Consider the following 11374-nt stretch of genomic DNA (forward strand, 5'->3'; position numbering starts at 1 on the left):
GCCGCGGCCGGGTCGGCGGGGGCCTGCCGGGCGGCGCGGCCCAGGGTGAGCCGGGCCCGCTGGGCGAGCCGGGCGACGGCGTCGGCCAGGGGGCGGGCCCGGAGGTGGTCGGCGACCGCCGCGGCCAGCCGCAGCAGCTCCACCGCCCGGTCGCGCTCGTCGTCGCCGCCCTCGGCCAGCAGCGCCCCGGCGAGGCGGTGGCGGACCCGAGCCAGGTCGTAGGGGCGGTCCAGGCACTCGAAGGCGGTGACGACCGGGGACCAGGTGCCGGTGGTGTCCCGGCCCTGCGCGCGCAGCAGTTCGGCCCGGGTCCACTGGCCGTAGGCGTGCCAGAGCGGGACGCCGGTGGTCAGGGTCCGCACGGCGGCCGAGAGGCGGTCGAGGATCTCGGCCCGGCCGGGCCGGGCGGCGGGCAGGGTGCGGGCGTCGGCCTCCGCGGTGGCGGCGGCCAGCAGCAGCGGCCAGCCGTGGCGGTGGGTGCCGGGCGGGAACCCGGCGTCCAGAGCCGGGAGCAGGGCCGCGCGGGCGTCGGTGATCCGGCCCTCGGCGGCGGCGATCCCGAGGGTGATGCGGGCCAGCGGCAGGGACTGCTGGGGCATCGGGTCGTGCGTGCCGTACCGGGCGCGGGCGGCGGCGAGCTGCCGGGCGGCCTCGGCCAGATCGCCGCGGCCCAGGGCGAGGTGGGCCAGGCGCAGGGCGCCCATGCCGCGGGGCTTGGCGCTGTGGCCGACCCGGGTCGCGTGCGCGGCGGCCTCGGCGGCCTCGGCCCACTGGCCGAGCGAGTACAGCGCCTCGGAGAGGTTGCCCCACACCCAGGCCTCGGAGTCCAGCAGCCCGTGCCCGCGCGAGAACTCGATGCCCTCGCGCAGCAGCGGGACGGCCTCCCGGTCCCGGCCGACGCTCTGCAGCGCGGACGGCAGATTCACATAGGCGCGGCCCGCGACATGGTGCAGGCCTTCGGCGCGGGTGTCGTGCAGCACCTGCCGCATCTGCGCGAGGCCGGTCTCCGGGTCGCCGGACTCCACCGTCAGGCCGCCCAGGGTGAGGCGGGCGTGCAGTTCGGTCTCCCGGGCGCCCACCATCCGCGCGTACTCCACGGCCCGCTCGGCGGCGGCGAGGGCCTCGGGTCCGGGCCGGCGCTGCATGGACCAGTTGGCGGCGACGGCCAGCACCTCGGCGTGCACCTCGGACGGCGGCAGGCCGCGCACCAGGTCCTGGGCGGTGCCCAGTTCCTGCCGGCCGTCGCCGCGGGCCAGGGCCTGGACCAGCCGGGAGCGCTGCACCCAGAACCAGGCGGCGCGCAGCGGGTCGGGGTCCTCCTCCAGCAGGCGCAGGGCGCGCTTGGTGATCTTCAGGGCGCGTTCGCGCTCCCCGCCGAAGCGGCCGGCGACGGCGGCCTCGGCCATCAGGTCGAGGTAGCGCAGCGGGGTGGTGGCCGGGTCGCCGCCGCACGGGGGGTAGACGTCGGTGCAGTCGACCGGGCGGAGGGCGGAGCGCACCTCCCGCGGGGCGGCGTCCCACAGCTCCATCGCCCGTTCCAGCAGTCCGAGCTGCTCGCTGTAGGCGTGCCGGCGGCGGGCGACGACGGCGGCGGCCAGCACGGCGGGCAGGGCCTTCGCGGCGTCGTGGGCGTGGTACCAGTAGCTGGCCAGGCGCATCACGCGGGCGTCGGCGGGGACGAGGGTCGGGTCGGCCTCCAGGGCCTCGGCGTAGCGGCGGTTGAGCCGCGAGCGTTCGCCGGGCAGCAGGTCGTCGGCGACGGCCTCGCGGACCAGGGAGTGCCGGAAGCGGTAGCCGTCGCCGGCCCGGGTGACGGTGAGGAGGTTGGCACCGACGGCGGCCCGGAGCGCCTCGATGAGGTCGTCCTCGGCGAGCTGGGCGACGGCGGCGATCAGCCGGTACTCCACCGTGGAGCCGCCCTCGGCGACGATGCGGGCGACCCGCTGGGCGCTCTCGGGCAGGGCCTCCACCCGGACCAGGAGCAGGTCGCGCAGGGAGTCGCTGAGGCCGGTGCAGTTGCCCTCGGCGCCGGCGACCGCGAGTTCCTCGATGAAGAAGGCGTTGCCGTCGGAGCGTGCGTAGATCTCGTCCACCTGGGCGGGGTCGGGTTCGGCGGCGAGGATGCCGGCGATCTGGCGGCCGGCCTCCTCCCGGGTGAAGCGGGCGAGTTCGATGCGGCGGACGGTGCGCAGCCGGTCCAGTTCGGCGAGCAGGGGGCGCAGCGGGTGGCGGCGGTGGATGTCGTCGGAGCGGTAGGTGGCCAGGACGAGGAGGCGGCCGGTGCGCAGGGTGCGGAAGAGATAGGCGAGGAGATGGCGGGTGGAGGCGTCGGCCCAGTGCAGGTCCTCCAGGACGAGGACGACGGTGCGCGCGGCGGCGACCCGCTCCAGCAGCCGGACGGTGATCTCGAACAGGCGGGCCATGCCCTGTTCGTCGTGGCGGCCGGCGCCGGCCTCGCCGAGGTCGGGCAGCAGCCGGGCCAGTTCCTCCTCCTGGCCGGCCGCCGCAGCGGCGAACTGCTCGGGCAGGGCGTCCCGGAGGGCGCGCAGCGCGGTGGAGAAGGGGGCGAAGGGCAGCCCGTCGGCGCCGATCTCCACGCAGCCGCCGACGGCGACGACGGCCTCGCGCCCGGCGGCGACTGTGGCGAACTCCTCCACCAGCCGGGTCTTGCCGACGCCCGCCTCGCCGCCGAGCAGCAGCGCCTGCGGCTCGGCCGCGGCGGCACGGGCGAGCGCGTCGTTCAGCGTGTCCAACTCGTCGGTGCGGCCGACGAACACGGGACTGACGGACCTGTTCTCCACGGGCCCGAGCATCGCACGCGGCCGGGATGCCCCGGCACCGGTTTTCCACAGGTCCCGTGTGATCGTCGTACCGGTCGCCGGGAGAGCCGTACGTGCGGACGAACGGGGCAGACGGTGGGCACCGGCGGGCGAGCGGGTCATGCGGTGCGCGGCTGCCCGTGCCGGCGGGGCCCGTCGGTATGCGACTCGGCGGCCGGGGCGCCGTGGCCGGCGGACTCGGCGCGGCGGGCGGCGCGGCGGTGCCGCAGGACCTCGCGGGCCAGGCGCTCCTGCTGGGCCTCGCGGCGCAGTTCGGCGGACCGGAACCGGTGGAGTTCGAGCTGGTGCATGGCGGATCCTTCGGGAGAGACGGTGGGGGACGCCGCTGTCGGCGATGTCCTCCACCTTCGTCTCCCAGGCGGGTCCGCCGCATCGGGAGAGTTCCGCATCTTCGGGCGGCCGGCGCGCCGCACGCGCGGATAAGGGGCCTTAGGGCGTCCGGTCGGAGCGCACGGACGCCCTGAGGCCCCTGGAGCCTGCGGGCCGTCAGCCGGTCGAGGGCAGGCCGAGCAGTGCGTCGGAGTACTTCAGGACGGCCAGGAGCAGTCCGATGACGCCGAGCGAGACACCCGCCCAGGCGACCGACTTGATCCAGGGCGCCTGCGGGCGGCCGGGGACGCCGAACGCGGGCCGGGCCAGCACGACGACGCCGGTGATCAGCGCGGCCAGGGCGAACAGGCCCGCCCACAGGGCGGTGGTGTGCCAGGCGTCGCCGTAGACCTCCTTGACCTGCGTGGCGACGCTGGCGGTGGAGGACGTCCGGAGCTGGCCGACGAGCTGCTCGCGCGCGGAGGCGACGGTGCCGATCCAGCCGCCGCTGAGCGAGACCAGGCCCAGCGCGGCGGAGACGACGGCACCGGCGCCCTGGCCGACCCCGGAGGGCGCCTTGTCACCGGCGGCCTCCTCCGGGTCCCCTTCCCCCTCCCCTTCCGCGGCGCTCGCCACGGCGTCCTCGTCGGGCTGTGCCGCGTCCACGGCCCGTTCCTCCGGGGCGCCGGCCGCCGCCGTCGTCTCGTCGTCCTTGCGCGCCCCGGTGCCGGCCGCGGTGCCGGTCTCGGTGCCTTCTGTTGTCTTCGTTGCCATGCCCGGCACCGTACGGACGCTGTCTGAGAGGTCCCTTAATGATCGTTGTGCGCGGTACGCGCGCGTGCCGCGCGCCACTCGGGCGCGAGCAGCGCCCAGATCTCGGTGCTCGCGCGGACCCCCCGGTGCCGGAAGTTCTCGCGGAGCACGCCCTCGCGGGTCATGCCGAGCCGCCGGGCCACGTTGATGCTCGGCTCGTTGGCCGAGGAGGCGTACCACTCCACCCGGTGCATGCCGCGCTCCTCGAAGGCCCAGTCGAGCAGCACCCGCATCCCGCGCGTGACCAGTCCCCGCCCGGCCGCCGCCGGCTCCAGCCAGCAGCCGGCCTCGCAGACGCCGCCCGGGGTGTCCCAGACCCGGAACAGCAGCCCGCCGACGAGCTTGCCGTCCAGCCAGATCCCGTGCACGCTGCCGGCGTCGGCGCCGCGCTTGTCGGCGTACGACTTCAGCCAGGCCCGGGCGCCGTCCAGGTCGGACACCGCGTCCGCCAGGCCGATGTGCCGGCCGATGAACTCCCGGCCGCGGTCCATGCTGGCGAGCAGCTCCTCCGCGTGCCAGACCTCCAGGGGCCGCAGTTCGGCGCCGTCGTCACCGAGCGATATCGCGTACATCGTGCCGTTCTTCCTTCCGCAGTTCGTCCACCGGGACCCGGCCGAGCCTCTCATGCGCGGCGCGGCACTCGGGCGGTTCGATGCTGACGCGCGGCAGACGGCGCTCCAGCCAGCCGGGCAGCCACCAGTTGGCGGCGCCGAGCAGATGCATCAGGGCGGGCACGAGCAGGGTACGCAGGACGAAGGCGTCGAGGGCGACGGCGGCGGCGAGCGCGATGCCGAACATGGCGATGACGCGGTCCCCGCTGAGCACGAAGGCGAGGAACACCGAGATCATGATGACCGCGGCGGAGTTGATCACCCGGCTGGTCTCGGCGAGCCCCACCCGGACGGCGCGCCGGTTGTCGCCGGTCTCCAGCCACTCCTCGTACATCCGGCCGACCAGGAAGACCTGGTAGTCCATGGAGAGCCCGAAGAGCACCGCGACCATGATCACGGGCAGGAAGGGTTCGATGGGGCCCGCGCGGCCGAGGCCGAGCGGTTCGCTGCCCCAGCCCCACTGGAAGACGGCGACGACGATGCCGAACGCGGCGGCGACGGCGGCGATGTTCATCGCGGCGGCCTTCAACGGGATGCCGAGCGAGCGGAACGCGAGCAGCAGCAGGAGGCAGCCGAGCCCGACGACCGCGCCGACGAACAGCGGCAGTTTGCCGACGATCACATCCGCGAAGTCGTCGTAGCCGGCGGTGACTCCGCCCACCTGCACGTCGAGCGAGGTGCCGCGCTCCGCGCGCGGGAGCACACGGCTGCGCAGCCGGTCCACCAGGTCGCTGGTGTGCTGCGACTGCGGCGCGGAGGCGGGGACGACGGTGAGGTACGCGATGTCCCCGCCGGTGGCGTAGACGGCCGGGGTGACCGCGGCGACGCCGGGGGTGGCGCGCAGGGTGGCATCGAGGTTGTCCAGGGCGAGTTTGTCGTCGCCGCCGTCCACCCGCGTCACCAGCGTCAGCGGCCCGTTCACGCCGGGCCCGAAGCCCTCGGCGAGCAGGTCGTAGGCCTTGCGGGTGGTGGCGGTGCGGGGGTCGTTGCCCTGGTCGGAGGTGCCGAGGCGGAGCGAGAGGGTCGGCAGGGCGAGCACCGCGACGACCACGAGGGCGAGCGCGCCGAGCAGCTTGGGCCGGCGCTCGACCAGCGCCGACCAGCGGGCGGCGAGGCCGGTGGGCAGCTCGGGGCGCGGCCCGTTCTCGGCGAGCCGGCGCCGCTCGCGGCGGCTGAGGGCGCGCGGGCCGAGGTACGACAGCAGGGCGGGCAGCAGGGTCACCGAGGCGGCGACGGTGAGCACGACCGTCAGACAGGCGGCGACGGCGACCCCGTTGAGGAAGCCCAGCCGCAGTATCAGCATCCCCAGCAGGGCGATGCACACCGTCGCACCCGCGAAGACGACCGCGCGTCCGGTGGTGGCGACGGCGCTCACCGCGGCCTCCGTGACGCTCAGCCCGCGTTTCAGGCCGCGCCGGTGCCGGGTCACGATGAACAGCGCGTAGTCGATGCCGACACCGAGCCCGATCAGCATGCCCAGCATGGGCGCGAAGTCGGCGACCGTCATGACGTGCCCGAGCAGCCGGATCCCGGCGTACGCGGTGCCGACACCGACCAGCGCGGTGGCGATCGGCAGCAGCGAGGCGGCGAGCGAACCGAAGGCGAGGAACAGCACGACGGCGGCGACGAGCACCCCGACCACCTCGGCGGTGTGCCCGCGCGGGGCCTCGGTGAGCCCGATCGCGCTGCCGCCCAGCTCCACCTGGAGCCCCTCGCCCGCGGCGGCCCTGGCGGTGCGGACGACGGCCTGCGCCTCGGCCGGGCCGATGTCCTCGGCCTGCCGCGCGAAGGTGACGGTGGCGTAGGCCGTACGGCCGTCGGCGCTGATCCGGCGGGTGCCCTGGTCGCCGTGGGGGCCGGCCACCGAGGCCACGCCGGGCAGTGCGGCGATCCGGCGCAGCGTGCGGGTCATGCTCTGCTCGATGTCGGGGGCGCGGACCGTGCCGGTGACGGTGTGCCAGACGACGGTGTCGCTGTCCCCGCCCAGGCCCGGGAAGCCGTCCGCGAGCAGCCGGGCCGCGCGGCCGGACTCGGTGCCGGGGACCTCGTAGTCGTTCGAGTACGCGGAACCGGCCAGGGCCGCGCCCGCGGTGACCCCGCCGAAGGCGAGGAGCCACAGCAGGACGGCGGCCAGGCGGTGCCGGACACACCAACGCGCGAGGTCTGCCACGGGCATGCTCCCAGAAGACGATATGTGGATCTTTAGCCGGGAACGATCGCCCAAAAACTGAACAGCCCGCAAAGAACGCGTGAGTGACGAGATGACACTCTTACAGGCGAAAATGATCGTTTGCCGTGATCGTGGGCTTCTTCACACGTCCGGCGGGGACTTCAGTCGAACTGGTCCCCGAGCGCCATGACCATCGTCCCGGCGATGAGCAGCCACAGGGCCCTGCGGGTCCGGCCCTTGGCGCCGAGCACCGCCGCCAGGGCGCAGACGGCGGCGCCGAGGGCGTAGGCGGCGGGGACGGGGGCCGGCGCGGAACCGGTGAGCCGCAGCAGGGAGGCGGCGAGCCCCGCGAGGCAGAGGAGGGCTCCGGTGCCGGCGGCGATCCACCGGGCGCGCCGGGCGTCCCCGACGTACTCCTCGCCGTCCTCGCCGTCCTGGGCGTCGTCGGCGTCCTGGGTGTCCTCGGCTATCACGGGGTCGGTGTCGGAATCGGTGCGTCCACTCATGGCGGGCGAGCGTACCGCCTCCGGGTGGGAAGACCTGGCGCGGGGCGGCGCCTTCGGCCGCAGCGGGTCCGTGGCCGGGCCGGCCCGCCCGGGTTCACCCGGGTGGCGGGGCGCCGCGACAGCCGTACGGCCCCGGAGGGCGTGCCTCCGGGGCCGTACGACCGTGTGCGGGATCAGCCCTCGGCGACGCCCAGCTTCTCCAGGATCAGCTCCTTGACGCGGGCCGCGTCGGCCTGGCCGCGGGTGGCCTTCATGACCGCGCCGACCAGGGCGCCGGCCGCGGCCACCTTGCCGCCGCGGATCTTGTCCGCGATGGCCGGGTTGCCCGTGATGGCCTCGTCGACGGCGGCGGTGAGCGCGCCCTCGTCGGAGACGACCTTCAGGCCGCGCTTCTCGACGACCTCGTCCGGGGTGCCCTCGCCCGCGAGGACGCCCTCGATGACCTGGCGGGCCAGCTTGTCGTTCAGGTCGCCCTTCGCGACCAGCTCGGTGACCCGGGCCACCTGCTGGGGGGTGATCGCCAGCTCGTCCAGCGCCTTGCCGGACTCGTTGGCGCTGCGCGCCAGTTCGCCCATCCACCACTTGCGGGCGGAGGCCGCGTCGGCACCGGCGTCGATGGTGGCGACGATCGGGTCCAGCGCGCCGGCGTTGAGGATCGCCTGCATGTCGGTGGCGGAGATGCCCCACTCGGCCAGCAGCCGGGTGCGGCGGGCCAGCGGCAGCTCGGGCAGCGCCGCGCGGATCTCCTCGACCCACTCGCGGGAGGGGGCGACCGGCACCAGGTCGGGCTCCGGGAAGTACCGGTAGTCCTCGGCCTCCTCCTTGACCCGGCCCGAGGTGGTGGACCCGGTGTCCTCGTGGAAGTGGCGGGTCTCCTGCACGATCGTGCCGCCGTCGCCGAGCACGGCCGCGTGCCGCTGGATCTCGAAGCGCACCGCGCGCTCCACCGAGCGCAGGGAGTTGACGTTCTTCGTCTCGGAGCGCGTGCCGAACTTCTCGCTGCCCTTGGGCATCAGCGACAGGTTCACGTCGCAGCGCATCTGGCCCATCTCCATGCGGGCCTCGGACACGCCGAGCGCGCGGATCAGCTCGCGCAGCTCGCGGACGTACGCCTTCGCCACCTCGGGGGCGCGCTCGCCGGCGCCCACGATCGGCTTGGTGACGATCTCGATCAGCGGGATGCCGGCGCGGTTGTAGTCCAGCAGGGAGTGGGACGCGCCGTGGATACGGCCGGTGGCGCCGCCGACGTGCGTCGACTTGCCGGTGTCCTCCTCCATGTGGGCGCGCTCGATCTCCACGCGGAAGACCTCGCCGTCCTCCAGCTGCACGTCGAGGTAGCCGTTGAAGGCGATCGGCTCGTCGTACTGGGAGGTCTGGAAGTTCTTCGGCATGTCCGGATAGAAGTAGTTCTTCCGGGCGAAGCGGCACCACTCGGCGATCTCGCAGTTCAGCGCGAGACCGATCTTGATCGCGGACTCGACGCCGGTCGCGTTGACGACCGGGAGCGCGCCGGGCAGGCCGAGGCAGACCGGGCAGGTCTGGGTGTTCGGGGCGGCGCCGAGGGAGGTCGAACAGCCGCAGAACATCTTGGTCTTGGTGCCGAGTTCGACATGGACCTCAAGGCCCATGACGGGGTCGTACGACGCCAGCGCGTCCTCGTACGACACCAGGTCGGTCGTGGTGGTCACGGTGAAAACTTCCCTCTCAGCCCAGCAGGACGTCGTCGTCGCCCAGCCGCTTCAGCTCGCGGTAGAGGATGGCGAGGCCGGTGGCGATGCCGGCGGCGGTCACGACCGCGTCGACCAGCCGCAGCGTGTCGTTCTCGGCGCGGGCCTTCTTGATCTGCTTCATGGCACCGACCGCGCCGAACGCGGTGGCGGCCATGGACAGGTACGTACCGGACTTGGACTTCTTGAAGCCCTTGGCCTTGGACAGTGCGCTCACAGCGACGGTGCCTCCTCCAGCAGCGGGTGACCCCACTTTTCCACGAAGGCGGCCTCGACGGCGGCGCCCACCTTGTACAGCCGGTCGTCCTTCATCACCGGGGCGATGATCTGGAGGCCCACCGGGAGGTTGTCCTCCGGGGCGAGACCGCAGGGCAGGGACATGGCCGCGTTGCCCGCCAGGTTGGTCGGGATGGTGCACAGGTCCGCGAGGTACATCGCCATCGGGTCGTCGGCGCGCTCGCCGATCGCGAAGGCGGTGGTCGGGGTCGTCGGGGAGACGATCACGTCGACCTGCTCGAACGCCTTGTCGAAGTCCCGCTTGATGAGCGTACGGACCTTCTGCGCGGAGCCGTAGTACGCGTCGTAGTAGCCGCTCGACAGGGCGTACGTGCCGAGCATGATGCGGCGCTTCACCTCGGGGCCGAAGCCCGCCTCACGGGTGAGGGAGGTGACCTCCTCGGCGGAGTGCGTGCCGTCGTCGCCGGTGCGCAGGCCGTAGCGCAGACCGTCGAACCGGGCCAGGTTGGAGGAGCACTCGGACGGGGCGATCAGGTAGTACGCCGACAGGGCGAGGTCGAAGGACGGGCAGTCCAGCTCGACGATCTCGGCGCCCAGCTCCTTGAGCAGCTCGACCGACTCGTCGAAGCGCTGGATGACACCGGCCTGGTAGCCCTCGCCGCGGAACTGCTTGACCACGCCGACGCGCATGCCGGCGACGCTGCCGTTGCGGGCGGCCTCGACCACCGGCGGGACCGGGGCGTCGATGGAGGTGGAGTCCAGCGGGTCGTGCCCGGCGATCACCTCGTGCAGCAGGGCGGCGTCCAGGACCGTACGGGCGCAGGGGCCGCCCTGGTCGAGGGAGGACGAGAAGGCGACCATGCCGTAGCGGGACACCGCGCCGTACGTCGGCTTCACGCCGACCGTGCCGGTGACGGCGGCGGGCTGGCGGATGGAGCCGCCGGTGTCGGTGCCGATGGCGAGCGGGGCCATGTGCGCGGCCAGCGCCGCGGAGGAGCCGCCGCCGGAGCCGCCGGGGATCTTGGTGAGGTCCCACGGGTTGCCGGTCGGGCCGTAGGCGCTGTTCTCGGTGGAGGACCCCATGGCGAACTCGTCCATGTTGGTCTTGCCGAGGATGACGACGTCGGCGGCCTTCAGCCGCTGGGTGAGCGTCGCGTCGTACGGCGGGATCCAGCCCTCCAGGATCTTCGAGCCGACGGTCGTGGGCACGCCCTCGGTGGTGAAGATGTCCTTGAGCGCGAGCGGGACGCCGGCCAGCGGGCCGAGCTTCTCGCCGCGCTCGCGCTTCTCGTCCACGGCACGGGCCTGGGCGAGGGCGCCCTCGCGGTCGACGTACAGGAAGGCGTGCACCTTCTCGTCGACCGCTTCGATGCGGGCGAGGTGGGCCTCGGTGACCTCGACGGCCGTCAGCTCGCCGGAAGCGATCTTCGCGGCGGTCTCGGCGGCCGTGAGCTTGATGATGTCCGTCATGGGATCAGTCCTCCCCCAGGATCTGCGGCACCTTGAAACGCTGCTGCTCCTGGGCCGGGGCGCCGGAGAGCGCCTGCTCGGGGGTGAGCGAGGGACGGACCTCGTCCGGGCGCATGACGTTCGTCAGCGGCAGCGGGTGCGAGGTCGGCGGTACGTCTTGGTCGGCGACCTCGCTGACGCGGGCCACCGCGCCGATGATGTCGTCCAGCTGGCCGGCGAAGTGATCAAGCTCTTCGGGCTTCAGCTCCAGACGCGCCAGCCGGGCGAGGTGGGCGACCTCCTCGCGCGTGATGCCAGGCATGCAGCGATCCTCTGGGGTGAGTGTGTGTGGTTTGGGCCCAATCCTATGGGGCGGCGCCCGGTGCCCGTGAAACGGTTTCCCCCCGGCCGCCTCCCCGGCCTCCGCGTCACCGGTGCCGCCCCTCCCAGGCCGGGCTCTTCAGGAAGTGGTTGTCGTATCGCTCCTGCACCTCCAGCAGGCTCTCCGAGGTGGCCTCGCCGAGGCGGATGCGCTGGAGGTGGCGGAAGTACTCGAAGCGCTCGACCCCCGGGGCGATGACGATGAGCAGGTCGGCGGTGCTGCCGGGGGCGGCGGCGAAGGCGTGGGGGCGGTCCGGCGGGACGATGATCAGGTCGCCGCGTGCGGCGGTCACCACGTCGTCGCCGGAGAGGACCTCGGCCTCGCCGTCGA

11 protein-coding genes are annotated in these 11374 nt (G+C 73.8%); all 11 read right to left on the reverse strand.

The window, feature by feature from the left end; all coding sequences use genetic code 11:
- Positions 1-2813, reverse strand: a 2813-nt coding sequence (locus CCN44_RS20220) for an ATP-binding protein (RefSeq protein ID WP_208639805.1), incomplete at its 3' end; no start/stop codon positions are given.
- A gap of 125 nt (positions 2814-2938) precedes the next feature.
- Complete coding sequence (locus tag CCN44_RS20225) at positions 2939-3130, reverse strand: hypothetical protein (RefSeq protein WP_059252745.1); 192 nt, start codon at positions 3128-3130, stop codon at positions 2939-2941.
- A gap of 196 nt (positions 3131-3326) precedes the next feature.
- Positions 3327-3923, reverse strand: coding sequence for a hypothetical protein (locus tag CCN44_RS20230; RefSeq protein ID WP_086698488.1), 597 nt, complete (start codon positions 3921-3923; stop codon positions 3327-3329).
- 35 nt (positions 3924-3958) lie between these two features.
- On the reverse strand, positions 3959-4534 hold the full coding sequence (locus CCN44_RS20235; protein ID WP_059252743.1) for a GNAT family N-acetyltransferase: 576 nt from the start codon (positions 4532-4534) through the stop codon (positions 3959-3961).
- Positions 4512-6743, reverse strand: coding sequence for an MMPL family transporter (locus tag CCN44_RS20240; protein WP_086698491.1), 2232 nt, complete (start codon positions 6741-6743; stop codon positions 4512-4514). Before CCN44_RS20240 ends, CCN44_RS20235 begins: the two co-directional genes overlap by 23 nt.
- 161 nt (positions 6744-6904) lie before the next feature.
- Positions 6905-7249 carry a hypothetical protein gene (locus tag CCN44_RS20245; RefSeq protein WP_086698489.1) on the reverse strand — a complete coding sequence of 115 codons (345 nt, stop codon included), beginning with the start codon at positions 7247-7249 and terminating at the stop codon, positions 6905-6907.
- A gap of 173 nt (positions 7250-7422) precedes the next feature.
- Entirely contained in the window at positions 7423-8937 is a 1515-nt protein-coding gene (gatB, locus tag CCN44_RS20250; protein ID WP_086698490.1) for an Asp-tRNA(Asn)/Glu-tRNA(Gln) amidotransferase subunit GatB, read from the reverse strand.
- A 16-nt stretch (positions 8938-8953) separates the two neighbouring features.
- Positions 8954-9193 (reverse strand): hypothetical protein, encoded by a 240-nt coding sequence (locus tag CCN44_RS20255; RefSeq protein WP_030654172.1) that lies wholly within the window; start codon positions 9191-9193, stop codon positions 8954-8956.
- Positions 9190-10683, reverse strand: coding sequence for an Asp-tRNA(Asn)/Glu-tRNA(Gln) amidotransferase subunit GatA (gene gatA, locus CCN44_RS20260; RefSeq protein WP_059252739.1), 1494 nt, complete (start codon positions 10681-10683; stop codon positions 9190-9192). The genes CCN44_RS20255 and gatA overlap by 4 nt, the downstream gene beginning before the upstream one ends.
- A 4-nt stretch (positions 10684-10687) precedes the next feature.
- Positions 10688-10984, reverse strand: a complete 297-nt coding sequence (gatC, locus tag CCN44_RS20265) for an Asp-tRNA(Asn)/Glu-tRNA(Gln) amidotransferase subunit GatC (RefSeq protein WP_031117542.1) — start codon at positions 10982-10984, stop codon at positions 10688-10690.
- A gap of 106 nt (positions 10985-11090) precedes the next feature.
- Positions 11091-11374: cupin domain-containing protein (locus CCN44_RS20270; RefSeq protein ID WP_143649876.1), on the reverse strand; the 284-nt coding region annotated here is incomplete at its 5' end.

The organism is Streptomyces tricolor (assembly GCF_002155905.1).
GTDB classification, from domain to species: domain Bacteria; phylum Actinomycetota; class Actinomycetes; order Streptomycetales; family Streptomycetaceae; genus Streptomyces; species Streptomyces tricolor.

What these genes read in the sequence shown, in the direction of transcription:
- gatA (WP_059252739.1), bottom strand. Translation starts at nt 10,683, where the DNA reads ATGACGGACATCATCAAGCTCACGGCCGCCGAGACCGCCGCGAAGATC.
- CCN44_RS20230 (WP_086698488.1), bottom strand. Translation starts at nt 3,923, where the DNA reads ATGGCAACGAAGACAACAGAAGGCACCGAGACCGGCACCGCGGCCGGC.
- CCN44_RS20235 (WP_059252743.1), bottom strand. Translation starts at nt 4,534, where the DNA reads ATGTACGCGATATCGCTCGGTGACGACGGCGCCGAACTGCGGCCCCTG.
- gatC (WP_031117542.1), bottom strand. Translation starts at nt 10,984, where the DNA reads ATGCCTGGCATCACGCGCGAGGAGGTCGCCCACCTCGCCCGGCTGGCG.
- CCN44_RS20245 (WP_086698489.1), bottom strand. Translation starts at nt 7,249, where the DNA reads ATGAGTGGACGCACCGATTCCGACACCGACCCCGTGATAGCCGAGGAC.
- CCN44_RS20225 (WP_059252745.1), bottom strand. Translation starts at nt 3,130, where the DNA reads ATGCACCAGCTCGAACTCCACCGGTTCCGGTCCGCCGAACTGCGCCGC.